This window comes from Sphingomonas sp. OV641, assembly GCF_900109205.1.
In the GTDB taxonomy this organism is placed as follows: Bacteria; Pseudomonadota; Alphaproteobacteria; order Sphingomonadales; family Sphingomonadaceae; genus Sphingomonas.
The window spans coordinates 747,319-772,522 of the sequence record NZ_FNZB01000001.1 but is presented as its reverse complement, the minus strand read 5'-3'; the positions used below and the strand labels follow the sequence as shown (position 1 = coordinate 772,522).

General features: G+C 63.4%; 23 protein-coding genes. 16 read left to right on the top strand and 7 right to left on the bottom strand.

Translation table 11 applies throughout. From position 1 onward, the window contains the following. Positions 1-22: 22 nt before the first annotated feature. From hisH to BMX36_RS03410, 11 genes are all read left to right on the top strand, one after another. Positions 23-628 carry an imidazole glycerol phosphate synthase subunit HisH gene (gene hisH / locus BMX36_RS03455; protein WP_093063685.1) on the top strand — a complete coding sequence of 202 codons (606 nt, stop codon included), beginning with the start codon at positions 23-25 and terminating at the stop codon, positions 626-628. Next, the gene (gene hisA, locus BMX36_RS03450; protein ID WP_177179011.1) at positions 625-1,359 is read left to right on the top strand and encodes a 1-(5-phosphoribosyl)-5-[(5-phosphoribosylamino)methylideneamino]imidazole-4-carboxamide isomerase; all 735 of its coding nucleotides are present in this window, start codon (positions 625-627) and stop codon (positions 1,357-1,359) included. Before hisH ends, hisA begins: the two co-directional genes overlap by 4 nt. Before the next feature lie 76 nt (positions 1,360-1,435). Continuing rightward, on the top strand, positions 1,436-2,197 hold the full coding sequence (gene hisF / locus BMX36_RS03445; protein ID WP_093065188.1) for an imidazole glycerol phosphate synthase subunit HisF: 762 nt from the start codon (positions 1,436-1,438) through the stop codon (positions 2,195-2,197). 48 nt (positions 2,198-2,245) lie between these two features. After that, on the top strand, positions 2,246-2,416 hold the full coding sequence (locus BMX36_RS21290) for a hypothetical protein (protein ID WP_256210643.1): 171 nt from the start codon (positions 2,246-2,248) through the stop codon (positions 2,414-2,416). A 31-nt stretch (positions 2,417-2,447) separates the two neighbouring features. Further along, the gene (locus tag BMX36_RS03440; RefSeq protein ID WP_093063684.1) at positions 2,448-2,783 is read left to right on the top strand and encodes a phosphoribosyl-ATP diphosphatase; all 336 of its coding nucleotides are present in this window, start codon (positions 2,448-2,450) and stop codon (positions 2,781-2,783) included. A 10-nt stretch (positions 2,784-2,793) separates the two neighbouring features. Next, positions 2,794-3,186 carry a histidine triad nucleotide-binding protein gene (locus BMX36_RS03435; RefSeq protein WP_066779095.1) on the top strand — a complete coding sequence of 131 codons (393 nt, stop codon included), beginning with the start codon at positions 2,794-2,796 and terminating at the stop codon, positions 3,184-3,186. Positions 3,187-3,311: 125 nt separating this feature from the next. After that, complete coding sequence (locus BMX36_RS03430; protein ID WP_066779153.1) at positions 3,312-4,889, top strand: amino acid permease; 1,578 nt, start codon at positions 3,312-3,314, stop codon at positions 4,887-4,889. Positions 4,890-5,004: 115 nt separating this feature from the next. Further along, positions 5,005-7,131: an NAD-dependent DNA ligase LigA gene (ligA, locus tag BMX36_RS03425; protein ID WP_093063683.1), complete on the top strand. Its 2,127-nt coding sequence runs from the start codon at positions 5,005-5,007 to the stop codon at positions 7,129-7,131. 175 nt (positions 7,132-7,306) lie between these two features. Continuing rightward, positions 7,307-10,582, top strand: a complete 3,276-nt coding sequence (locus BMX36_RS03420; RefSeq protein ID WP_093063682.1) for a TonB-dependent receptor — start codon at positions 7,307-7,309, stop codon at positions 10,580-10,582. Between the two features lie 101 nt (positions 10,583-10,683). Then, positions 10,684-11,802, top strand: coding sequence for a sensor histidine kinase (locus tag BMX36_RS03415; protein ID WP_066779087.1), 1,119 nt, complete (start codon positions 10,684-10,686; stop codon positions 11,800-11,802). A gap of 89 nt (positions 11,803-11,891) precedes the next feature. Further along, the gene (locus BMX36_RS03410; protein WP_066779150.1) at positions 11,892-12,692 is read left to right on the top strand and encodes a LytR/AlgR family response regulator transcription factor; all 801 of its coding nucleotides are present in this window, start codon (positions 11,892-11,894) and stop codon (positions 12,690-12,692) included. A 73-nt stretch (positions 12,693-12,765) separates the two neighbouring features. On the opposite strand, the gene BMX36_RS03405 is transcribed toward BMX36_RS03410, so the two are convergent. Then, on the bottom strand, positions 12,766-15,096 hold the full coding sequence (locus BMX36_RS03405) for a TonB-dependent receptor (protein WP_371262787.1): 2,331 nt from the start codon (positions 15,094-15,096) through the stop codon (positions 12,766-12,768). Between the two features lie 174 nt (positions 15,097-15,270). Here BMX36_RS03405 and BMX36_RS03400 point away from each other — a divergent pair, with 174 nt between their 5' ends. Beyond that, entirely contained in the window at positions 15,271-17,121 is a 1,851-nt protein-coding gene (locus BMX36_RS03400; protein ID WP_093063680.1) for an ABC-F family ATP-binding cassette domain-containing protein, read from the top strand. A gap of 87 nt (positions 17,122-17,208) precedes the next feature. On the opposite strand, the gene BMX36_RS03395 is transcribed toward BMX36_RS03400, so the two are convergent. Continuing rightward, on the bottom strand, positions 17,209-17,643 hold the full coding sequence (locus BMX36_RS03395) for a DUF1465 family protein (RefSeq protein WP_371262786.1): 435 nt from the start codon (positions 17,641-17,643) through the stop codon (positions 17,209-17,211). A 107-nt stretch (positions 17,644-17,750) separates the two neighbouring features. Further along, positions 17,751-17,948 carry a YdcH family protein gene (locus BMX36_RS03390; RefSeq protein ID WP_066779144.1) on the bottom strand — a complete coding sequence of 66 codons (198 nt, stop codon included), beginning with the start codon at positions 17,946-17,948 and terminating at the stop codon, positions 17,751-17,753. A gap of 184 nt (positions 17,949-18,132) precedes the next feature. Between BMX36_RS03390 and BMX36_RS03385 the strand changes: the two genes are divergently transcribed. Then, a complete protein-coding gene (locus BMX36_RS03385) occupies positions 18,133-18,288 on the top strand; it encodes a YdcH family protein (RefSeq protein ID WP_082746196.1) in 156 nt (51 codons plus the stop codon). Between the two features lie 56 nt (positions 18,289-18,344). Here BMX36_RS03385 and BMX36_RS03380 read toward each other — a convergent pair whose 3' ends face one another. The 4 genes from BMX36_RS03380 to BMX36_RS03365 are packed head-to-tail and all read right to left on the bottom strand — an operon-like array spanning position 18,345 to position 21,206. Beyond that, the gene (locus tag BMX36_RS03380; protein WP_093063679.1) at positions 18,345-19,754 is read right to left on the bottom strand and encodes a coniferyl aldehyde dehydrogenase; all 1,410 of its coding nucleotides are present in this window, start codon (positions 19,752-19,754) and stop codon (positions 18,345-18,347) included. An 18-nt stretch (positions 19,755-19,772) separates the two neighbouring features. Then, complete coding sequence (locus BMX36_RS03375) at positions 19,773-20,216, bottom strand: hypothetical protein (protein WP_066779072.1); 444 nt, start codon at positions 20,214-20,216, stop codon at positions 19,773-19,775. Then, positions 20,213-20,962: a prepilin peptidase gene (locus BMX36_RS03370; RefSeq protein ID WP_093063678.1), complete on the bottom strand. Its 750-nt coding sequence runs from the start codon at positions 20,960-20,962 to the stop codon at positions 20,213-20,215. Before BMX36_RS03370 ends, BMX36_RS03375 begins: the two co-directional genes overlap by 4 nt. After that, positions 20,955-21,206 carry a hypothetical protein gene (locus BMX36_RS03365; protein ID WP_231731809.1) on the bottom strand — a complete coding sequence of 84 codons (252 nt, stop codon included), beginning with the start codon at positions 21,204-21,206 and terminating at the stop codon, positions 20,955-20,957. Before BMX36_RS03365 ends, BMX36_RS03370 begins: the two co-directional genes overlap by 8 nt. Positions 21,207-21,296: 90 nt before the next feature. On the opposite strand from BMX36_RS03365, the gene BMX36_RS03360 reads away from it, so the two are divergent. From BMX36_RS03360 to BMX36_RS03350, 3 genes are all read left to right on the top strand, one after another. Beyond that, entirely contained in the window at positions 21,297-22,481 is a 1,185-nt protein-coding gene (locus BMX36_RS03360) for a thiolase family protein (RefSeq protein ID WP_066779065.1), read from the top strand. A gap of 3 nt (positions 22,482-22,484) precedes the next feature. After that, positions 22,485-23,240, top strand: coding sequence for a polyphosphate kinase 2 (gene ppk2, locus BMX36_RS03355; protein ID WP_093063677.1), 756 nt, complete (start codon positions 22,485-22,487; stop codon positions 23,238-23,240). A gap of 77 nt (positions 23,241-23,317) precedes the next feature. Further along, the gene (locus BMX36_RS03350; RefSeq protein ID WP_093063676.1) at positions 23,318-25,138 is read left to right on the top strand and encodes a flavin-containing monooxygenase; all 1,821 of its coding nucleotides are present in this window, start codon (positions 23,318-23,320) and stop codon (positions 25,136-25,138) included. Positions 25,139-25,204 lie beyond the last annotated feature (66 nt).

Genomic DNA, 25,204 nt, shown 5'->3' with positions numbered 1-25,204 from the left:
CGGTTGCCCGATCACGGGTGCGCTGATGCTTGCGCTGGTGGATATTCAGTCCGGCAACCTGCACTCGGTCGAAAATGCTCTGCGCGCGGCCGGCGCGGCCGACATCTCAGTGACGGCCGATCCCGAACGCATCAGTCGCGCCGACCGCATCGTCCTGCCGGGCGTCGGTGCCTTTGGCGCGTGCGCCGCCAATCTGCGCGAGGTGGATGGACTTGAGGCCGCCTTGCGCCAGCGAGTTCTGAATGAGGGCGCTCCGTTTCTCGGCATTTGCGTCGGGATGCAGCTTCTGGCCGAACATGGCGAGGAACTGGGTCATCACCGTGGCCTCGGATGGTTTGCCGGCAGCGTCAGCCGGCTTGATCCAGCAGGCACCGACGCGAAGGTGCCTCACATGGGCTGGAACGATGTTCGCCCGCGCGGCGAGCATCCGTTGATCCCGGCCGGTGAAGCCTACTTCCTCCACAGCTATGCCTATGCTGGCGATGGCGTGATCGCGGAAACGTCGCATGCCGGGGCAGTCACGGCGGCGATCGGCCGGGACAACATTGTTGGCGTGCAATTTCACCCCGAGAAAAGTCAGCGCTATGGCCTCGATCTTCTCGCTCGTTTTCTGAAGTGGCGTCCATGAGCCTGATCGTATTTCCCGCAATTGACCTGAAGGGCGGCCAGGTGGTTCGTCTCGCCGAAGGAGATATGGATCGCGCCACCGTCTACGGCGACGATCCTGCCGCGCAGGCGATGCTGTTCGCGGAGGCTGGCGCCGGGCACCTTCACGTCGTTGATCTCGACGGTGCCTTTGCCGGGGAAAGCCGCAATGGCGAAGCGGTTCGCGCGATCGTCGAGCGATTTCCTGGGCGGGTGCAACTGGGTGGCGGCATCCGAACGCCTGAGAGCGTCAAGGCGTGGTTCGATGCAGGCGTATCGCGAGTGGTGATCGGCACCGCCGCGCTCGAGAACCCGCAGTTTGTGCGGGACATGGCTTCCGCTCATCCAGGCGGGATCGTGGTTGCGGTGGACGCCCGTGACGGCATGGTCGCTACCAAGGGCTGGGCCGAGGTTTCTACCACCAGCGCGGCCGATCTCGCTCGCCGTTTCGAAGACGCTGGCGTCGCCGCGCTCCTGTTCACCGACGTAGGGCGCGACGGCCTGCTCAAAGGGTGCAATGTCGAAGCCACGGTGGAGCTCGCGCGTGCCGTCGCGATTCCGGTGATTGCGAGCGGCGGGGTAAAGGCGATCGACGATATCGAGATTCTGGCGCGTCACGCCGTGGACGGGATCGAAGGGGTGATCACCGGTCGGGCTTTATATGACGGCCGACTGGATCTTTCCGCCGCCCTCCAGCTCGCGGCTGCGGCATGAGGTCAACGTGGCGTGCAGCAATATCGGCACAGAAGCCCCATCTGATGCGCTGCGACTGCAATGTCGGGCAGAACCGATGACGGTTCGGGCCAGGGTCATCCCCTGCCTGGACGTCGCCAATGGTCGCGTAGTCAAGGGCGTGAACTTCGTCGACCTGATCGATGCCGGCGATCCGGTGGAGCAAGCCCGCGCCTATGACGCGGCCGGGGCGGATGAGCTGTGCTTCCTGGACATCACGGCCAGCCATGAGGGCCGGGATACGATCTTGGACGTCGTGCGCCGCACCGCTGCGGTCTGTTTCATGCCGCTAACAGTCGGCGGCGGGGTCAGGAGCGCTGATGATGCGCGCGCCCTTCTCCTCGCGGGGGCCGATAAGGTGGCGGTGAACTCCGCCGCGGTGACCCGCCCGGAGGTCGTTGCCGACATCGCGGAGCGCTTCGGCAGCCAATGCTGCGTGGCAAGCGTCGACGCGCGGCGGACGGGCAGCGGCTGGGAGGTGTTCACCCACGGCGGGCGCCACGCCACCGGCATCGACGCGGTCGAACATGCCTTGCGCCTGGCCGATCTCGGTGCCGGAGAGATCCTTCTCACCTCCATGGATCGCGACGGAACACGCGACGGCTATGATCTCGAGCTTGTCCGGGCGGTGGCTGACCGCACGAGCGTGCCGGTGGTTGCTTCCGGCGGCGTGGGCAGCTTGAATGATCTGGTTCGGGGCATAACGGAAGGTCATGCATCCGCCGTTCTCGCGGCCTCGATCTTCCATTTCGGGGAAGCGACGATTGCCGAGGCACACGATGCGCTGGCGCAAGCCGGCGTGCCGGTGCGCTCGCATTAATCGGCGCATGGCCCCGGCGGCTCCAGCTGCGATGGGAGCCGATCGACAGTGCTGACACTCGCAAGTTCGGCAACAAACCAGGCCGCTGCAACGAACGTCGCCACCGTGTCCACGCCCCGCACCGGCCCCGAGCCGTCCGACGTTGCCTTGTTCCTCGTTGCCGCCGTCATCGTCTGGCTGGCACGGCGAAGCCTGCGCAATCGCGGTCGGAAAGGTTGACCTTAGCGCGCCTGCGCGGCACCTCGCGCGAATGGCCGACGACATTCTCGAGCGTCTTGAAGCGACGATCCGTACCCGCAAGGACAGCCCGGCGGTGCGTTCCTACACCGCCAGCCTGTTCTTCCAGGGACGGCACAAGATTGCACAGAAGGTCGGCGAAGAGGCCGTTGAAACGGTGATCGCGGCCTGTTCCGGCGACGATCAGAATATCGTGCCGGAGGCGGCTGACCTGATCTTCCACCTTCTGATCCTGCTCGCCGACGCGAACCTGAGCCTGGATGATGTCCGGCGCGAGCTCGCACGGCGCGAAGGGCAGTCAGGCCATGACGAGAAGGCCGGACGCCCCCTTTCCTTCCGCCCGGAATAAGGCAGAGCATATGCCCGTCGATGCAACCACGCCCTACGACGATCAGAACATCTTCGCTCGGATCCTGCGCGACGAGATACCGTCGAAGAAAGTTTATGAGGATGAATTCGCCCTGGCGTTTCATGACATCGCGCCTTGGTCACCCACGCATATCCTCGTCATCCCGAAGGGCCCTTACGTCAGCTGGGATGATTTCTCGGCAAAGGCCAGCGATGCCGAAATTGCTGGGTTCGTCCGCGCCGTCGGTCATGTCGCGCGGGAAATGGGCTTGGTGGAACCAGGATATCGGCTGCTCGCCAATGCCGGTCCGCACAGCCACCAGGAAGTGCCGCATCTCCACGTCCACATCCTTGCCGGGCGCCCGTTGGGGCCGATGCTGATCGAAAACGACAGTCGAAAGTGACATCGCGGACACGATCTGGCGCGGCGATGCGGTGAGGGATTGCGCCTGACCGATCTCCCGCTACTTTCACGCGATTCAATAATGGGCGGTCGGCAAGGCCGCGCCTCGTGGGGGAAAAGGGCCGCATGATCTTTGGCCGAGTAAAACCGCTCGACGCCATCTTGGCGACTGCCGAGAAGAAATCGCTTCATCGAACCTTGGGCTGGTTCCAGCTCACCTTGTTCGGCATCGGCTGCGTCATCGGCACGGGAATTTTCGTGCTGACCTCGGCGGGCGCACAAAAGGCCGGCCCCGGTCTTATGCTGGCTTTTGCCATCGCGGGGGCGATCTGCATCGTGGCCGCGCTGTGCTACGCTGAAATCGCCGCAATGATACCGGTCGCCGGCTCCGCTTATACCTACAGCTACGCCACCATGGGCGAAGTGATCGGGTGGACCGTCGGGTGGGCGTTGATCCTTGAATATGCCGTGGCGGCCAGCGCAGTCTCGGTCGGCTGGTCCGGATATTTCACCGGAACGATCCTCAACGAGTTCCTTGGCATATATCTGCCGCCATGGCTGTCCGGCGCCCCGCTCGCACTTGGCGGCGTCGAAGGCGGCTTCATCAATCTCCCTGCCGTTGTCATCTCGCTGCTGATCACGTGGCTGCTGATGGTGGGCACCACCGAAAGCGCGCGGGTCAATGCGATCCTCGTCGCGATCAAGGTCACCGCTCTGACGGCGTTCATCGTCCTGACCTTGCCGTCTGATGCCTTCAGCACCGATAGGTTCAATCCCTTCCTGCCCGCCGGCGTGTTCGGTGGCTTTGGCACCGGCGTTGGCGCGGTCGGCGCGGCCGCGACGATCTTCTTCGCCTATGTCGGCTTTGACGCGGTTTCCACCGCCGCAGAGGAGACCAAGAACCCGCAACGTAACGTGCCGATCGGCCTTGTCGGATCGCTGCTGTTCTGCACCGTATTCTACATTCTGGTCGCCGCGGGTGCGATTGGCACCGTCGGTGGTCAGCCGATCATGGGGCCGAACGGCGTGCCGTTCCCGGCCGGCTCTGAGGAACTTGCCCGGCAGTGCGCGACCTATGCCGCGAACGAATTGCCGCTTGTATGTTCGAACGAAGCCCTCGCCCATGTCCTTCGACAGATCGGCTGGTCAGGCGTCGGCAACATGCTGGGCATCGCTGCGTTCCTCGCGTTGCCGTCGGTCATCCTGATCCTGATGTTCGGCCAGACCCGCATCTTCTTCGTGATGAGCCGTGACGGTCTCTTGCCGGAGGCGCTGTCTGCGGTGCACCCGAAGTGGAAGACGCCGTATATCGTTACCGCAATCACCGGCGCAGCCGTGGCATTCGCAGCCGCGTTCCTGCCGGTGGGCAAGCTGGCGGACATCGCGAACGCGGGCACGCTGTACGCATTCATGATGGTCGCCTTCGCGGTGATGATCCTGCGCCGGACCGAAGCGAACCGCCAGCGCAGCTTTCGCACTCCTGTGCTGTGGCTGGTCGGCCCGCTGACGATCGTTGGCTGCGTCTTCCTGTTCTTCAACCTGCCGTTGGATGCGATGCTCGTGCTCCCGATCTGGGGCGCTGTCGGCCTCGTCATCTATTATGGCTATAGCTACCGCGCCTCGCACCTCGGCCGGGGCCTGGTCGAGGTGCACGAGGGCGAGTCGGTTCACACCATCGACCCGTCGGTGCCCGGTACACACTGACCTTCAAGGGTTGACGCAACAAACGAAGGCCGGGGCATCGCTCCGGCCTTTTGCGTTGGCTCAGCGACGGGTGCGCCGGCTTGGCGGCGCGCCTCCCCTCGCCTAACCAACGACCATGACCGCGATCCCGAACACCGAAGAAGCCGCTGCCGCCGAGCTGGAACAACTGGCTGCCGAGATCGGACGTCACAATCGGCTGTACCATAGCGATGACGCGCCCGAGATCTCGGATGCCGACTATGACGCGCTGGTACGGCGCAACAATGCGATCGAGGCGGCCTACCCGAACTTGGTCCGCAAGGATTCGCCATCGCAGCAGGTTGGCGCGGCGCCGGCCGGGCATCTCGCCAAGGTTGCGCACGCGCGCCCGATGACAAGCCTCGACAACGCCTTCTCGGACGAAGACGTCGAGGAGTTCGTCGCCCGTGTTCGTCGCTTCCTCCGCCTTCCAGACGCCGCTGACGTTGCGCTCACCGCCGAGCCGAAGATCGACGGCCTGTCCTGCTCGCTCCGCTACGAGAACCGCCGCCTCGTTCAGGCGCTGACCCGCGGGGACGGCACGACCGGCGAAGACGTGACCGCCAACGTACGCACCATCGCCGACATCCCCGCCGATCTCCCGAACGGTGTGCCGGAGATTTTCGAGGTTCGCGGCGAAGTTTACATGGCCAAGGCGGATTTTGCCGGGCTCAACCAGCGGCTGGCGGACGAGGCCGCTGCCGTCGGCAAGGAACCGCGGCAATTCGCCAATCCGCGCAACGCGGCAGCTGGCTCGTTGCGGCAGAAGGATGCGGCGATCACCGCCAGCCGGCCGCTCCGCTTTCTGGCGCACGGATGGGGCGAGGTCAGCTCGCTCCCCGGGGAAACGCAGTATGAGGTCGTCACCGCTTTGCGGCAGTGGGGTTTTCCGGTGGCGGACGACTTCGTCCGCGTTTCCAGCGCCTTGGAGGCACTCTCGCAGTATCGCCAGATCGAGGCGCAACGTGCGGATCTCCCGTTCGACATTGACGGTGTGGTGTACAAGGTTGATCGGCTGGACTGGCAGGAGCGGCTGGGTTTTGTCGCGCGGGCACCGCGTTGGGCCATCGCCCATAAGTTTCCTGCAGAACGGGCGCAGACCACCCTCAATGATATTGACGTACAGGTCGGCCGCACGGGCAAGCTCACTCCCGTCGCTAAGCTGGAGCCAGTCACCGTCGGCGGTGTGGTGGTGCGAAATGCGACCCTCCACAATGCGGACGAGATCGCACGGCTCGGCGTGCGGCCAGGCGACCGCGTCGTTCTGCAGCGTGCGGGGGACGTGATCCCGCAAATCGTTGAGAATTTGACGAGAGACGCGGAGCGGCCGGAATGGCACTTTCCCACCCATTGCCCCGAATGCGGATCGGAGGCGGTGCGCGAACCCGGCGAGGTTGACTGGCGCTGCTCGGGCGGGCTCGTCTGCCCCGCTCAGGCGATCGAGCGGCTGCGGCATTTCGCCTCGCGTCACGCGCTCGACATCGAGGGCCTGGGCATCACGAATATCGAGAACTTCTATGCCGATGGGCTGATCGCGCGGCCGGCCGACATCTTTCGCATTACGGAAGAACAGCTCCTCACCCGCGAACGCTGGGCCGAGATCTCGGCCCGTAATCTGGTGGCGGCGATCGACGCCAAGCGTCAGCCGCCGCTCGACCGGTTCCTCTTTGCACTTGGCATCCGCCACATTGGCGAAGTCACGGCGCGCGATCTCGCTCGGCGTTGGCAAAGCTGGCCCGCCTTTCGCAACATGGTGCAGACGGGAATCGACACGCGTGACGCCATGCTTCAGGCGATCGGAGAGAGCGACGACAAGCATCTGTCCCGTGCCGCCAAGGAGCTCGCCACCGTTGTTGACACCAAGCAGGTCGGGCCTGAAGTCGCGCTCGCGCTGATCGACTTCTTCGCCGAGGAGCGCAACGACGCTGCCATCGCCGATCTGCTGACGGAGGTGACACCCGCAGACGTGGTGCACGAAACCCGCGCGTCCGAGGTTTCGGGCAAGACCGTCGTCTTCACCGGAACACTGGAAACGATGAGCCGCGACGAGGCCAAGGCTCAGGCGGAAGCGCTCGGCGCGAAAGTCTCGGGATCTGTGTCGGGCAAGACCGATCTGGTGGTCGCAGGCCCCGGTGCCGGTTCGAAGGCGAAGAAGGCCGGGGATCTTGGGGTAAAGGTGATCGATGAAGCAGGCTGGCAAGCCATTGTCGCGGCGGCCAGCTGAGAAAACGCACCTGTCGCCTTTTTGCAACGCAGCATGATCGAATCCGGTTCCGTGCCGAATCCCACTTCGCATGTAACCGAAGAGAAATATTAGGGGCGCAACGGCGCGCCAGAAGGTTCGCCGAACGGTTCAGGACCGGACGTAACACAGCGGCGTTCGCTCAAGGGGAAAGTAGATGCGACATAACCTGTTTTTGGGCGTGGCTGCGGTCGCGCTCATCGCGCCGGCTGGCGCGATGGCACAGGAAACCACCTCCTCCATTCGTGGTGCGGTGACGAATAATGGTGCGCCGGTTGCCGGTGCCTCGATCGCCGTGATCGATACCGGCACGAACAGCCGTTCCACCGCCACGACGAACGCCAACGGCGCGTTCAACGTCGCCAACCTTCGCCCCGGCGGCCCCTACACCGTCGAAGTGACCAGCGCTGAGGGCAGCAAGACCGTCACCGACGTCTACACCGTTGTTGGCCAGCCCTATGACGTGACCGTCGAACTCGCCGCGGCCGAGGGCCAGGAGGGCGGCGATATCGTCGTCACCGCCTCGGCTCTGTCGCGCGCCGGCGTCACTTCGGACGGTCCGCAGACGGTTCTGACCCAGCGCGAGATCGGTCGTGTCGCCTCGATCAACCGCGACATTCGCGACCTCGCGCGCCGCGATCCGTTCGCCCGCTTCGAGGAAACCGCCAGCGGCGGCCGCTCGATCTCGTTCGCCGGCATCAACCCGCGCTACAATCGCTTCTCGATCGACGGCGTGGTCGTATCCGACAACTTCGGCCTGAACCCGGACGCGAACCCCACCCGCCGTGGCCCAGTGCCGCTCGACTCGGTCGGCCAGTTCAGCACCTCGGTCGCGCCTTATGACGTGCGCCAGGGCAACTTCCTCGGCGGCGCGATCGACGCGATCCTGACGACCGGCACGAACGAGTTCCACGGCAACGCCTTCTACAGCCAGAACACCGATGGTCTGACCGGCGAGCGGATCGGTCGCAACATCGACACCAACCTCGACTTCAAGAGCGAGACCTATGGTGCGACGCTGTCGGGCCCGATCATCAAGGACAAGCTGTTCTTCATGGTCTCGGCCGAAAAGAACACCGAGGGCAACCCGCTCTCGCCGACCCCGAGCCAGGTTCCCGGCCTGACCCAGGGCCTGATCGATACCGTCGTCGGCACCGCCGATTCGGTCTACGGCTTCGACGCCGGTGGCACGCTGCTGACCTCGACCGAGAAGGACGAGAAGATCGTCGGCAAGATCACCTGGAACATCAATGACGATCATCGCCTGTCGCTGAGCTACATCAACGCCTACGACGAAGCGAACTTCCTGCAGAACAGCGGCACCAGCTCGTCGAATCCGCAGTATGGCCTGTCGTCGAACGCCTACAAGGCTACCGAGCTGCTGCGTGCGGGCATCGCGCAGCTGAACTCGCAGTGGACCGAAGTCTTCTCGACCGAAGCTCGCTTCCTCTACAAGAGCTACGAGCGCGGCGCGCTTTCGCTCAACGGCAACCAGTTCGCTCAGTTCGGCGTCTGCACCGACGCCACGTCGCGTGGCACGCTGAACCAGTGCACGGCACCGACAGGCGGCGGCGCTACCCAGCCGACCCTGTTCTTCGGTCCGGACAGCTCGCGTCAGTCGAACGAGTTCTACACCGACACCTATTCGGGCTCGGTTCTCGCGCGCCTGAACATGAACGGGCATGACTTGAAGGTTTTCGGTCAGTATGACGAAATCCGCGTCTTCAACCTGTTCCTGCAGAACACCACCGGCAACTATTACTTCGACTCGCTGGCCGACTTCCAGGCCCGCCGTGCGAATTCGGTGACGTTCCAGCGTCCGGCTTCGGGCAACGTCAACGATGCGGCTGCTGACTTCAAATATCGTCAGTATGCCTTTGGTATCCAGGACGACTGGCAGATCACCGATCGCCTGAACGTTTCGCTCGGCATGCGCTACGACCTGTTCGACAGTGCGAACGACATTCCGTTCAACCAGGGCTTCCAGGACCGCTACGGCTTCCCGAACACCAAGAACTTCAAGGGCCTTGGCCTGTTCCAGCCGCGCATCGGCGTGAACTGGGAACCGATCGACGATGTGAAGCTGCGCGGTGGCTTCGGCATCTTCGGCGGCGGTACGCCGGACGTGTACCTGTCCAACAGCTACTCGAATGCCGGTGCGGGTCGCGGCGGGGTTGGCATCAACTCGGTCAACATCCAGCGCGTGCCGGTAACGGCGGCGAACCCGACCGGGTTCACCGTGAACGGCGCCGTCCTCGACGCGGCGACGGGTGCCGCGATCCTCAACAATGTGTCGGGCAACAGCATCCCGGCCCAGCTGCAGGCGCTGATCCCGAATACGGGCGCCAACCCGACGGCGAACATCAACGCGCTGGATCGCGACTTCAACATTCCGTCGGTGTACAAGGCGACCCTGTCGGCCGACTGGACTCCGCGCGACCTCCTCGGCGGTGGCTGGCGTTTCGGTGCGGACTATTACTTCAGCCGCACCAAGGACTCGCTCCAGTTCGTCGATTATCGCTCGGTCCAGATCGGCGTTCTGCCGGATGGTCGTCCGCGCTTCGGCCCGCTGGTCGGCACGAACACCAACACCGATATCGTCCTGCGTAACGGTGATCGTGGCCGCAGCCACGTCGGTGTGGTCCGCGTCGACAAGACGTTCGACTTCGGCCTGATGCTGAACTTCGCCTACTCGCTGCAGGACGTGAAGGACGAGACCCCGGCGACGTCGTCGACCGCGGGCTCGAACTACGCGAACGGCGCGTTCCTTGGCGATCGCGCAGCCTATGGCACGTCGAATGATCAGGTGGCGTGGTCGTTCAAGTATGGCGTCGGTTTCGATCGCGCCCTGTTCGGCGACGCCCGCACCATTGTTCAGCTGTTCGGCGAAACCCAGGCGGGCCGTCCGTACAGCTACACGATGGAAGACGCCGGCAGCACGACGCGCAGCTCGGTCTTCGGCCTGACCGGTCGTGACGACCGCTTCCTGTTCTACGTGCCGACGTCGGGCAGCGATGCGCTCGTGACCTACGACACCCCCGAGACGCAGGCGCAGGTCGAGCAGATCATCGAAGGGTCGGTGCTGAAGAACTATCGCGGCAAGATCGCACCGCGCAACGTGGCTCGCTCGCGCGCCTACACCCGCATCGATCTCCACCTGGAGCAGGAGGTTCCGACCTTCCTCGGCAATTCGAAGCTGTCGGTGTTCGCCGACATCCAGAACGTGCCGAACCTGCTCAACAAGAACTGGGGTGGCTTCCGCCAGGCGGTCTTCCCATACCTGGAGGACGTGGTTCGCGTCTCTTGCGTGCCGTCGGCAACCAACCCGTGCGCGCAGTACCTCTACACGCAGGCACGCCCTGCCAACGACAGCGTCGCGGAAATTCGTCCGTCGCTGTATTTCATCCGCCTGGGTGCGCGCTTCAAGTTCTGATCCGCGCCTAGTCACCTCCGTTTCGGGGCCGCCGCTTCCTTTCAGGGAGCGGCGGCCCTTCCTTTTTGCGCGGCGGTGAACAGCCGTGTACAGGAGCCGGGATGGCGACCACCCTTCCCGCGCCCGCTTCTACGTCGACCCCGATCCGGCCAAGCAACTTGGCCGTGAGACCCTTTTTCGAGGACAAGGCTCGCGCGTTCTGGGTTCTTCAGGCAGCCGGCTGGACCGGCTATCTCGTTCTCAGAACCGTTTCATCGATCTCGAACGGCTTCACCATCCAGGGCGTGATCAGCACGATCGTCGAAACGATCGTCGGCTATTGCATCACGTTGCTGCTGTCGGTGCTCTACGGCTTTTACCGGGGGCTTCCGCGGATCACCGCGATCATCCTGACCGTGCTGACGCTCGGCGCAGCGACGTTCATCTATGCCTTGCTGGACACATTCTCGTTCAGCTTCATCAAGCTTTCCGCGCCAGGCGTTGACGTAAAACTGCTGATCGGCGCGCTTTTCCTGAACTTCACCGTGCTTGCCGGCTGGTCGGCGCTCTATTTCGGAATCAACTTCTATCTGATCGTCGAGGAGCAGATTGATCAGCTCCAGCATCTCGAAACGCAGGCCTCGTCCGCGCAGCTGGCGATGCTCCGCTATCAGCTGAACCCGCACTTTCTGTTCAACACGCTGAATTCGATCTCGACGCTCGTGCTGCTGAAGCAGACGGAGCGGGCGAACGCGATGCTCAGCCGCCTGTCGAGCTTCCTTCGATATACGCTGGTCAATGAACCCACCGCGCACGTCACGTTGGCGCAGGAGGTTGAAACGCTGAAGCTGTATCTCGAAATCGAGAAGATGCGTTTCGAGGATCGGCTGCGTCCCAAGTTCGAGATTGATCCGGCCGCCGAACGGGCGCGCCTCCCCTCCCTGCTGCTGCAGCCGTTGGTCGAGAATGCGATCAAATATGCGGTTACGCCCAAGGAGGAAGGTGCGGAAATCTGCGTCACCGCGCGGCTCAACGGCGATCGAGTACGGATCGGCGTATCGGATACCGGGCCGGGCTTGCAGCCAACAAAGAACAAGCCGAGCCTTTCCACCGGCGTCGGCATTGCCAATATCAGGGAGCGACTACAGCAATCCTTTGGAGCGGATCACCGGTTTGAGCTGCGCGCCATGCCCACAGGCGGGTTCGGCGTCGAGCTCGAGATACCGTTCCAGGTAGAATAACGGGGTGCAAACGGGGGTAGTGAAGTTTGATGACCGTCAGTCCGGAACAGCACGGGCCGGCGGCATTCGCATCGGAGATCGACCAGACCATGACCATCCGCACCATTCTCGTCGACGACGAGCCGCTCGCAATCCAGGGGCTTGAGCTCCGGTTGCAGGCGCACGACGACGTCGAGATCATCGCCAAGTGCCAGAACGGCCGCGAAGCGATCAGCGCGATCAAGACCCACAAGCCAGACCTGGTCTTCCTCGACATCCAAATGCCCGGTTTCGACGGGTTCTCGGTGGTTCAGGGATTGATGGAGGTGGAGCCGCCGCTCTTCGTCTTCGTCACCGCTTATTCGGATCACGCCTTGCGCGCCTTTGAAGCACAGGCGGTGGATTATCTCATGAAGCCCGTCGAAGAAGCGCGGCTGGGGGATACGCTGGACCGCGTGCGCCAGCGCTTGGCCGAGAAGTCGAGCGTGAACGAGGCGGAAAAGCTGAAGGAAGCGCTGGCCGAACATGCACCCGAGGCCGCGGCCGAGATCGTCGACGGCGGGGATGGTCCGACGGCGAACCGCTTCGAGAAGCTGATCAACGTCAAGGATCGCGGGCAGATCTTCCGCGTCGATGTCGACACGATCGAGATCGTCGAGGCCGCGGGCGATTACATGTGCATTAAGACGGCGGATAACACGCTGATCCTGCGTGAGACGATGAAGGATCTGGAAAAGCGGCTCGATCCGCGCCGGTTCCAGCGCGTCCATCGGTCAACCATCGTCAACCTTGATCAGGTTCGACAGGTAAAGCCGCACACCAACGGCGAATGCTTCCTGGTGCTGGACTCCGGCGCTCAGGTGAAAGTCAGTCGCAGCTATCGCGACGTGGTGGCACGCTTCGTCCACTGACACGGCGTTCGACAGCCGTACGCCGTCCAAAAGGAACTGGAGCAGGGCATTCGTCGCCCTGCTCCATCTTCTCTCAGCGTGACTTGATCGCGAACGAGACGCCCAGAATGCGCGGCTCGTTATAGACTGCGGCGTTGTAGTTCTCGATCACGCCCTTCAGGTTCTTTTCGCCCGTGATGTTCCGCGCGAACGCTGCAATTTCATAACGGTCACTTGGATCGGTATAGCCCACCTTCAGACCGGCCTCGAAGTTGCCGTCTGAATAGAACTCCCGCGTCCGGTACAGCACGAAATTGGTGTAGCCCTGTGCGTTGAAATCGCCGGAAACGAACAACGCTCCGTCATTCCACAGCGGAATGTCATAGCGGACCGCAGCGTTGATCTGCCACTTGGGAGCATTGGGCAGCGGATTGCCGTCGATCTGCGCAAGCACCGCCGGCGCGCCAAAGATGGTGCGTGTGATCGTCGGATCCAGCACCGTGCAGGTGACCTGCCCGTTCAGCGCGCAGACCTGCGCATAGACGCGGTCGTCCTTGACCTCGGTCTTCAGGACGTTGCCGCCCAGCGAGAAGCTGATGTTGCGGATCGGCCGCCATTCCACCTCAGCCTCCACGCCCCAGGCATCGGCCTTGTCGGCGTTGAACAGCACGCCGTTGCCATCCGCGTCATTGCCGTTGAGCTGAATGTCGTCGACCTGCCAGTGGAAGGCAGAGGCATTCAAGCGCAGGTTGGAGAAGGGCTCGCTCTTGAAGCCCAGTTCATAGGACATGATCGTTTCGGAATCGGCGGTCGTGAATGCCGAACCGAAGACAGCCGATCGGCCCTGGATGGTCGGACCGCGGAAGCCGCGCGCCACCCGCGCATAGACGTTCAGGTCGGGTGCGACTTCATACAGAGCCGACAGGTCCCAGCTCGGTTCCTTGCCAACCAGGCGCACGTCACGCGGCGCGGTCGCCGGGAAATTCACCGTGGCGCCCGTCATCGCGGGCTTGAGCAGCGTGGTGCGTTTGCGATCCTCGGTATAGCGGGCGCCAGCCGTCAACGTCAGCCGGTCGCCCAACTCATAGCTTGCCTGTCCGAACACCGCCCATGACGTGTTCACATTGCGCAGGCGAACCCAATTGTCGGGATTGTTGGTGTTGCCGTTGGACGCGACGAAGGGCGCCGTCAGGAAGAAGCGTCGCTGATAGAATTCCGTCGTGTCGCGGCTGTCGAAATAATATCCGCCGACCTGCCATTTGAACGGCCCTTGGCCGTCGCTCGCCAGGCGCAGCTCCTGCGTCCACTGGTCCAGATCGCGAATGTTGCCTTGGCTCTGGCCATAGCCGTTCGGCACGTTGTTGACCGGATAATTCACCGCGGCGCCGCCATCGGTGTCGCCGCGGCTGTACCCCGATGTCGTCTCGTAGCCGGTGATCGACGTAACGGTGAGACCGCCAAAGTCCCAGGCGATGTTCGCCGAGCCGCCGTAGGTGGTATAGCCCTGCGGGTTGTCGAACGCTTCGTCCTGCACGATGACGTCGCGGCGCTTGTTCGGGTTGTTCGATCCGCGGGGCAGCGCGTTGCGATAAAAGATCGTGGACGTGCCGTCATAATCGCGCACGTGCCCTGACAGGTTGATCGACAAGGTCTCGGTCGGCGTGAACAGCAGTTGCAGGCGGGCGTTCCGATCCTCGAAACCGCCCATCACGTCTTCGCCGCCGCGAGTTCCGTCGAGACCGACACCCGTGAACGCATTGTCGATCCAGTCGTCACGGCGCTGGTAGAGCCCGGACACGCGGAAAGCGATCTTGTCCGGGACGATCGGCCCGCCGACACCAACGTCAGCCGTGACGGTGTTGTAGCTGCCGTAGGAGAAATTGCCGCGCGCCTCGAAGTCCATCGACGGACGGATCGTGTCGAACTTGATGATGCCCGCGGTCGTGTTGCGCCCGAAGAGCGAACCCTGCGGTCCGCGCAGAACCTCCACCTGCGCGACGTCGAACACCGGGTTCGACTTCAGCACCACGTGTTCCAGAACGATGTCGTCCTGAATGATGGAGACTGGCTGCGAGGCGCCGAGGTAGAAGTCGATATTGCCCAGGCCCCGAATGTAGAATCGGGGGAAGATACGGCCGGTGGTCGTCTCCGCGTACAAGCCCGGCACCCGGCCCGCGAGCGCAACGATGTCCTCGCCGCCGGACTGGAACTGGCGAAGCGCGTCGCCCTGAACTGCCGTAAGCGACACCGGCACGCGCTGGAGGTTTTCCTCGCGGCGCTCGGCCGTGACGACGATCTCTTCAAGGCCACCGTCGGCCTGGGGCGCATCTGCTGCGGCAGATGTTTGCGCGATCGACGTTCCGGGAAGGGCGATTGTGGCAGCGGCAGTAAGGAACAGCGCGCAGCGTGCGGCACGGAAGGACACGAATTTTCCCCTTTGTACAGACAAGTCCGGCCACGTCTTCGTCCGCACGGGAGTCTGAGGGTCGGCCCCACTCACGCCGCTACGAACCAATTGCGTCCGGTTAATGACGAACCCGTTCGTTTGCATCCGCGCAGAAAAGTTACCCCCGCGCGCCGGACCTGCTAGGGGCCCGCCATGCTTACGATCAACGGCATCACCGTGCGCCTGGGCGGGCGCGCGATCCTCGACAGCGCTTCGGCATCCCTGCCCCCCGGCAGCCGCGTCGGGCTGATCGGGCGCAATGGCGCGGGCAAGTCGACGATGGTGAAGGTCATCGCCGGGCAGATCGAGCCGGACGGTGGCTCGATCGACATGCCTCGGGGCGCCCGCATCGGCTATATCGCCCAAGAGGCTCCGGCCGGAGACGCCACGCCGTTCGAAACGGTGCTGGCCGCCGATACCGAGCGCGCGCGCCTCATGGAGCAGAGCGAGACGGAAGCCGATCCGGAGAAACTCGGCGACATCTATGAACGCCTGATCGCCATCGACGCCTATACGGCGCCGGCCCGCGCGTCACAGATCCTGCTGGGCCTCGGCTTTGACGAGGAGGCCCAGAACAAGCCGCTCGACAGTTTTTCCGGCGGATGGAAGATGCGCGTCGCGCTGGCAGCCCTCCTGTTCTCGCAACCGGACCTGCTGCTGCTCGACGAGCCGTCAAACCACCTCGACCTTGAAGCGGTCATGTGGCTGGAAGACTTTCTTCGCTCCTATCGTGCCACGATCGTCGTCGTCAGCCACGAGCGCGATTTCCTGAACAACGTGGTGGATCACATCCTCCATCTGCAGGGCGGGAAGACCACCCTGTACGTCGGCGGCTATGATGCGTTCGAGCGGCAACGGGCGGAGCGCATGGCGCAGATCGCTGCCGCCAAGGCCAATCAGGAGGCGCAGCGGGCCAAGCTCCAGGACTATATCGCGCGCAATTCCGCGCGTGCGTCGACGGCCAAGCAGGCGCAGAGCCGGGCCAAGATGCTGTCGAGAATGCAGCCGATCGCCGAACTTGCGAACGATCCCTCGCTTTCCTTCGCCTTCCCCGATCCCGAGCCGCTGCGTCCGCCTTTGGTCACCCTGGATCATGCGAGCGTCGGCTATGGCGAGACGCCGATCTTGAGGCGGCTGAACCTGCGCATGGATCCGGATGACCGGATCGCGCTGCTCGGGCGTAACGGCAACGGCAAGACTACGCTCGCCCGCCTCGTCGCGGCGCAACTGGCGCCGATGGACGGCTCCATGGCGGCCAGCAATCGCATGCGGGTCGGTTACTTCACGCAATATCAGGTGGAGGAACTGGATTCGGACGATACGCCGCTTGCCCATATGACCCGCGTGATGCCTGGCGCCACACCCGCCGCGGTGCGCGCCCAGCTCGGCCGGTTCGGCTTCTCGGGCGATCGCGCTACGTCAAAGGTCGGCAAGATGTCGGGTGGCGAACGCGCCCGCCTTGCACTTGCGCTGATCACACGAGAGGCGCCGCACCTGCTAATCCTCGACGAGCCGACCAACCACCTTGATGTGGATGCCCGCGAGGCGCTGGTTCACGCGCTAAACGATTATAAGGGCGCGGTGCTCATCGTCAGCCACGATCGCCACATGGTGGAGCTGACCGCAGACCGGCTGGTCCTGGTCGATGCGGGTACCGCGCGCGAGTTCGACGGAAGCCTGGACGATTACGTCTCGCTTGTTCTGGCGAAGGAGCCGAAATCCGAGGGCAAGGTCCGCAAGGAAGATCGCAAGGCTGCGGCCGAAAAGCGGGAGAGCGACAAGCTCTGGCGCAAGGCGGCAAAGGACGCCGAGGCAGAAATCGCGAAGCTGGGCACTGAGCGATCAGCGGTGGACCGCGCCATGTTCGACCCTTCCAGCGCCGAAAAGTCGCTCGCCGGATTGACCATGACAGAACTGATGAAGCGGCGCGCTACGCTCATCGAGCAGATCGAGGCCGCTGAGGCGCGCTGGCTCGAGGCGACCGAGGCACTGGAGGCGGCCTGATTGCACCTCCGGTGACGGCCGCATCATCGCAGGCCATCACCGGAACAGTCGTACGCTCCCCCGCAGGTCTTGGCCCCGCGTAATGGCTCAGAACGACAGCGCGAGTCGCTGGAACATCTGCCGCGCCGGGCTCTCGTCGCTAACGACGGCCTTCTGAGCTTCATCGAGCCTTGCGACGCGGCGGTGAAGGTCCGCGCTCGCATGCACGAGCCGGCGGGCACGCTCCGGCAGCTCGAGGGCGACCTCCTCGTTGGTCACCGGCGCTTCTCCCAGCCGACGCGAATGGTCGAGCGCGTCGGCCGCGCGCAGCTCTCCTGCGAATACCGCCCGCTGCGTCAGCAGCCAGGCGATCACGTGCATCAGCCGAGTTGTCACCTTCAGCGACTCGCAGCTGAACGTCACGCGCGCCATGGTCGAAAGGGAATCGCGCTCGTCCCGATTGCCATCGTCGAAATAGCTTCGCGCGTCGTCGGCGAGCACCATCGCCTCGACATACAAAGAGTCGATCAACCGTCGCTGCACCGACGAATCCTTCGTGCCCGCATACATGAGCCTCTGTTACCCCTGGGCAGGGATGAGGACAGCCGCCTGCTCACCGCCAGCCCGGTCGAGCCGTCCCAAAGCGATACTTACGCGATAATGTCCGGGATCAGCTGATCCTCGATCATGGCGATTTCATCGCGAAGCAGCAGCTTGCGCTTCTTCAGCCGCGCGATCTGCAACTGGTCGGAAGGCCCGTCGCTGGAAAGCGCCGCAATCGCGGCGTCGAGATCGCGGTGTTCGACCCGAAGCACACCAAGCCTAGCGATCAACTGATTATCGTCCACCACCTGGCTCCCTTATTCGGCATCCTAGCAGAGACTCCGCTTCCCGTCGCAGATTGTCGTTACACCCGCGAGACGTCCTGCAACATGGTCGATCGGTCGCGCATTAACCCTTTTCGTCCGGGACTTTTGGCGCCGTTGGTGATTTACTCCTGAGTCCCGTCAAGCAAGCAAGGAGGTTCCTGATATGCAGACTGCGCATCGTTCGGCTTTGGAGGCCAAGCATGCCGTGCTCGATCAGCGCATCGACGACGAACGGCATCGGCCGATGCCCGATACCATGTTGATTGCGGACCTCAAGAAGCAGAAATTGCGCCTCAAGGAAGAGATTTCAGCGCACTGACGATATGCCGGGTTCGGCGCGGTCATCCCGCGCCGAGCTCCCTTGAACCTCTCGCCTCAGCCGCCGATCTGGCGCGCGACAGCCTTGCGGGTAGCCGGGCCATAGGGCGGCTTCAGACCCGCAATCTTCGCTACGTCGAACTTCGACTGCTGGAACACCGCCTTGGCGTGGCTGAACGTGCGGAAGCCATCAAGCCCATGGTACGAGCCCATGCCCGACGGGCCCACCCCGCCGAACGGCAAGTCCTCCATCGAAACGTGAAAGATCACATCATCCAGCGTCACGCCGCCGGAGATCGTTCGATCCAGCACGCGGCGCCGCTCCGCTTCGTTCTTGCCGAAATAGTACAGGCCCAGCGGGCGATCACGCCGGTTCACTTCGGCGATCGCGCCATCGATGGTGTCGTAGCGGCGTACCGGCAGAACGGGCCCGAAGATCTCTTCCTGCATCAGCGTCATGTCGTCGGTAACATCACGAACGATGTGGAGCGGCATCTTGCGGCTGTTGGTGCTGCCGAAATCCTCGTTCGCCGGATTGATCACCTCGACCTTCGCGCCCTTGGCCTGGGCATCCGCGATCCAGTCGTTGAGCCGTTGATAATGCCGGTCGTTCACCACGCTGGTGTAATCGGGATTGGACAGCAGAGTCGGGTACATGGCGGTGGCGGCCGACTTTAGCTCTTCCACAACGGCGCTCTCCTGATTGGAAGGCACCAGCACATAGTCGGGCGCGAGACAGATCTGGCCGGCGTTCAACATCTTGCCCACAACGACTCGTTCGGCGACCTGGGCGGTGTCCGCATCTGTTCCCACGATCACCGGGGATTTGCCGCCAAGCTCCAGCGTCACCGGTGTGAGGTTATCGGCGGCAGCATGGAGGATGTGACGGCCGATACCGGTCGCCCCAGTGAACAACAGATGGTCGAACGGCAGTTCGGCGAATTCCTTGCCGATCTCCGGCCCGCCGGAAACAAAGGCAAGCTCGGTCGGGTCGAAATAGCGGCCGGCAAGTTCCTCGAACAGGGCAGCCGTCGCCGGGGTATATTCGCTCGTCTTCACCATCGCCCGGTTCCCGGCGGCGAACACACCTGCCAGAGGCGACATCACGAGGTTCACCGGGAAGTTCCAGGGCGCAATGATGCCGATCACCCCTTTCGGCTGATATTCGACCCAGGCCTTCGCGCCCAGCAGACCAAGCGGGAACTGCACGCCACGCTTCTCAGGCTTGGCCCACTTATCCAGGTTCTTCAGCGCGTGGTTGATGGGGGAGATCGATCCGCCGATGTCCGTGATCATCGACTGCTCGCGGCTGCGATGGCCAAAATCCTCGCTGAGCGCGTCGCAGAATCGATCCGCATGATCGCGGATCATCGCCGACGCGCGCTTCAGCCGATCTTTTCGAATGGAGAATGGTTCCGGCAATGCCGCCATGAAGCTTTCACGCTGAGCGGCCAATATCCCCTTCATTTATCCTCTCCCCTCCTTTTAGGATGTCTGGGTTGCGCATCCGATCAGGCCTGCAAGCGGCAGAATGATACTGTCTTCCCCGGGCCGATCCACGCGCAAAGTACCACGATCGACGATCGCGCCCTGCGTCAAGTCCCGCCGCGTCTGGATCTCGAGGTCAAGCCGGGCCGACATCTGCTCCGCGGCATAGTCGGTCGTCAGTGCGAAGCCGTAGCCGGCGCTTCCCGCCTGATTGCTGCGCGCAAGATCGATCGTCCTGCCGCCCATGGACAGCCGAAGAGAACCCGGCTCAGCACCCGCGACCGCCACCAGCGCGCGGGTCTTCCCCGTGCTGAACAGATAAGCCGCGCAACCGCGCGCGGGGAGGGATTGCGGCGGCAAGCCTCCGAGCGGCAGACCGTCGATCGAAGTCGGCGTCTTGGGCGGGTCGGCAGCCGCAAGGGCAAGGAGCAACGCCATCATGTCTCGAGATGTACCATGAGCAGCAACGCCGGGTAAGCCGCCGCGGCCAGATAGGCGCCGAAGGGAACGGCCTCGTCGCGCGCAACCGCGCGGCCCGCCGCAAGGCGCAGCGCCACCATCCCGAGCCCGATCATCGCTGCGAACAGCAGGACGGCCGGAAGCAGCCGCCATCCCAGCCACAATCCGATCGCACCGAACAGCTTGGGATCAGCGCCGCCCAATCCCTCCTGCCCTCGCAGACGCAGATAGGCAAAACCGATCAGCCAGAGCGAGCCGAAGCCGGCGGCACCGCCGATCAGCCGATCGGAAACCGGCGGCGGCAGTAGAACAGCGGTCGCCAGCCCTGTCACCGCGACGACCGCGATGAGCGGATCCGGTATCCACAACTCCGTTGCGTCCAGCGCCGCGACGAGCACGAGCAGCCAGCCGAAGGCCGCGATCACCAGGCTCGTCACGTCACTCGCCACCAGTCCGGCCGTCAGGCCACATATGGCGCAGGCGATCTCGACGGCAGAATGCAGCCTGCTTATCCGCCCGCCGCAGCAACGCGCCCGTCCCCGCAGGAGCAGCGCGCTAAGGACCGGGACGAGATCGCGCGCGGCGACAGGTCTGCCGCACCCGTCGCACAACGAGCGGCCGGACAGCGCAGAGCGCCCCGCCGGCCAGCGGATCGCTACCGTCGCGAGGAAGCTGCCGAAAATCGCGCCGAGAATAGAAAGCCCGAGCGGCCAGAAGAAGTCAGACACCCTTCTTGCGTATCAGATATCGATAGACACCGAACAGGTTGATCCCGAACAGCACGGCATTCTGCGTGCCCAGCGCCCAGTCTCCGGTCAGCGCCGAGCCGCTAATCCAGCAGATCGACGAGCCGACGAAGAGCACGAAGCCCCATCCTGTCACTCGGCGCCCGAGGTCGAGCGATACCATGAAGGCGGCGATCATCCCGCTGATCGAGGCGGACCATTTCAATATGTCGGTAAGCGTGTCCATCGCCCCCCAACGCCAATCTGTGGCCTTTGTATTCGAGATTGTTCGTGACTAGATCGGGACAAACAAAAATTCCCGCGGAGCAATATTCCCATGGCAACCGACCCCGTCGTCATCCTTTCCTATGCCCGCACCCCCATGGGGGGCATGCAAGGCGCGCTTGCCGATGTTTCCGCGACCGATCTTGGCGCCACGGCGGTGAAGGCTGCCGTTGAGCGCGCCGGGATCGACGGTGCCGATGTGGAGCGGATCTACATGGGCTGCGTCCTGCCCGCTGGCCTTGGTCAGGCGCCCGCGCGCCAGGCGGCGATCAAGGCTGGTCTACCCAAGTCGGTCGAGGCGACGACGGTTAACAAGGTTTGCGGCTCCGGCATGCAAACGGTGATCATGGGCGCGGAGGCGATTTCTGCCGGCTCCGCCGATCTGATCGTGGCGGGTGGTATGGAGAGCATGACCAATGCGCCGTACATTCTGAAGAAGCACCGCTCGGGCGCGCGGATCGGCCACGACACGGCTTATGACCACATGTTCCTCGACGGGCTTGAAGATGCCTATGAACAGGGTCGGGCGATGGGCACCTTCGCGCAGGATACCGCCAACGAATATCAGCTGACCCGTCAGGCGCAGGACGATTATTCGATTGAGTCGCTCCGTCGCGCCCAGGAAGCGATCAAGTCCGGTGCATTCGCGGAAGAAATCGTCCCTGTGACGGTTGCGACCCGAAAGGGCGAGATCGTGGTCGACACGGATGAGCAGCCCGGGCGCGGCATGCCGGACAAGATCCCGTCGCTGCGGCCGGCTTTCGCCAAGGATGGCACGATTACGGCCGCGACCAGCTCGTCCATCTCTGACGGGGCGGCCGCGCTGGTGCTCAGCAAGGCCAGCGTGGCAGAGGCGAAGGGACAGAAGCCGGTCGCGCGCATCGTTGCTCATTCGGCTCATGCGCAGGAACCCGCCGCCTTCACCACCGCTCCCGTCGGCGCGATCGAAAAGCTGCTGAAGAAGGCCGGCTGGTCGATCGACGACGTCGATCTGTTTGAAATCAACGAGGCTTTTGCCTGTGTCGCAATGTTTGCGATGCGCGATCTCGGCATCCCGCACGAGAAGATCAACGTGAACGGCGGCGCAACCGCGCTTGGCCATCCCATCGGGGCGTCCGGCGCGCGGATCATCACGACGCTCATCGCGGCGCTGAAGCATCGCGGCAAGACCCGCGGGGTCGCCAGCCTGTGCATCGGCGGGGGCGAGGCGACGGCGATCGCGGTGGAGTTGATCTGAGCCATGGGAGCGGATCACGAGAAGGAGGACCACGATCTTCAGGTCGCGTTGGTCCGCTACCAGAGCTGGGCTGCAACGTCCGGCTCACGCGCCGTTGTTGTGTTCGAAGGTCGCGATTCGGCCGGCAAGGACGGCGCGATAAGAACCATCACCCGTCACTTGGCGGTACGGCAAACGCGCGTCGTGGCCCTGCCCAAGCCTTCCGCGCATGAGCGATCGCAATGGTTCTTTCAGCGATATGTGGCCCACCTGCCGGCCGCCGGTGAACTCGTGATCTTTAATCGCAGCTGGTACAATCGTGCCGGTGTGGAGGTAGTGAACGGCTTCTCCACGGCGGAGCAGCAGGCGCGCTTCCTTGATGAAGTGCCCGCGTTCGAGGCAATGCTGGCGGCCGATGGGATCAAGTTGGTCAAGGTCTGGCTCGACATCTCGCGCGAAGAGCAGGCAAGCCGGCTGGACTCGCGTCGCAGCGATCCGTTGAAGGCATTGAAGGTCTCCGCGCTTGATGCCGTCGCGCAAGCGAAATGGGACGATTACACCGCCGCCCGCGATACGATGCTGACACGAACCAGCACGCCGGTCGCACCCTGGACCTGCGTGCGCGCCGATCACAAGAAGCGCGCACGCCGGGCGATCATCCAGCATCTGTTGCGCGAACTGGCCCCCTCGGAAATTGGCGCCAAGGCAGACGCGCCGGACCCTGACACGCTGTTCACGTTTGAGGCGTCCGCAATCGGCGACGGACGGCTGGAGCGTTAACGGCGCATAATCGGGCTACCTCTCCGTCCGACACTAAGTCATAATGCGTTCCAGAAAATAGGAACGAGGAGAGGCGAATGACACTCGAGTCGCAGGCTGTGCACAGCGCGCCTGACAGCCAGTTCAATTTCGATCCCCAGGCGCTGAAGGCCAAATATCTGTCGGAACGCGACAAACGGCTGCGCGCCGATGCCAACGAACAATATGTCGAGATGACCGGCAAGTTCGCGCACTATCTCGAAGATCCGTACATCGAACAGCCGATTGAGCGCCCCGCGCTCTCTGACGAGAAGGACGTGGTCGTCATCGGTGGCGGGTTTGGCGGGCTGCTCGCGGGGGCGAAGCTTCGCGAGGCAGGCGTTGATGATATCCGGCTGATTGAAAAGGGCGGCGAATTCGGCGGAACCTGGTACTGGAACCGATACCCTGGCGCTGCCTGCGATATCGAAAGCTACGTCTATCTTCCCCTTCTCGAGGAGACGGGGTTCATGCCGGAGCGCAAGTACAGCCAGGGGCCGGAGATCCGCGCCTATTCGCGCCGCATCGCCGAACAATATGATCTGTACCGCGACGTCCTGTTCCAGACCGAAGTCACGGACATGCAATGGGATGAGGACCAACGTCGCTGGACGGTGTTCACCAACCGGGGTGATGCGATCCGCGCGCGCTTCGTAGTCATGGCGAATGGACCGCTGCACCGACCCAAGCTTCCCGGCATCCCCGGCATTGAGGATTTCCAGGGGCATACGTTCCACACCAGCCGGTGGGACTATGCCTATACCGGTGGCGACCAGAACGGCGGTCTCGACAAGCTGGGCGACAAGGTCGTCGGTATCATCGGCACCGGCGCCACGGCGGTGCAGTGCGTGCCTCACCTAGGCGCCGCAGCGAAGGAACTGTTCGTCTTCCAGCGCACCCCATCCTCGATCGACGTGCGCGGCGATCGCCCGACGGACCAGAGCTGGGCGCAGTCGCTCACCCCCGGGTGGCACCGGCACCGGATGGAAAACTTCAACACGCTCGTCTCGGGCGGCTGGGCCGACGAGGATCTGGTGAATGACGGGTGGACGGACATCATCCGCAACCTGGGCGTCATCGCGCGGATGAAGGCCGTGAAGGAAGGCGCTGAAAACCCTGACGAACTGGTGCAGCTCGCCGATTTTCAGAAGATGGAATCGATCCGATCCCGCGTGGATCAGGTGGTCGAGGACAAGGGAACCGCTGACGCGCTCAAGCCGTGGTACAACCAGTTCTGCAAAAGGCCCTGCTTCCACGACGATTATCTGGCGACGTTCAACAGGCCCAACGTGCGGCTCGTCGACACGCAGGGTCAGGGCGTGGAGCGGATCACGCGAGACGGTGTCGTGGTAGCGGGCAAGGAATACAAGCTGGATTGCCTGATCTTTGGCACTGGGTTCGAAGTCGGGACCAGCTATGCCCGGCGGGCTGGCTATGATGTCCGGGGGGTCGGCGGGCGCACCCTTGAGGAAAAGTGGGCTGATGGTGGCCGCACCCTGCACGGGATGACGGTCAACGGTTTTCCCAACATGTTCATCTTCTCGGTCATCCAGTCGGGCTTCACCGCCAATTATCCACACGCCCTGCTCGAACAGGCCGGCCATGCAGCGCACATCATCGGTGAAGCCATGCGATCGCAGAAATCGCGCGTGGAGCCGACCGAAGAAGCGGAGAATGCCTGGACCGAGCAGATTCTCTCTGCGGTGCTCGACCGCCGCAAGTTCCTGGAGGAATGTACGCCAGGTTATTACAATGGCGAGGGTCAGCTTAGCCCCAAGGCCGCCAGCTTCTCCAGTTATGGCAAGGGCCCCAATGCGTTCTTCGCCATCATCAAGGACTGGCGTGAAGAAGGCACCATGAAGGGTCTTGAGCTGGCCTGACCACGCGCCGGTTCAAGGTGGCTGACCTTCTCTCCCGCACGACCCATGTCGAGATGAACTAGCCCT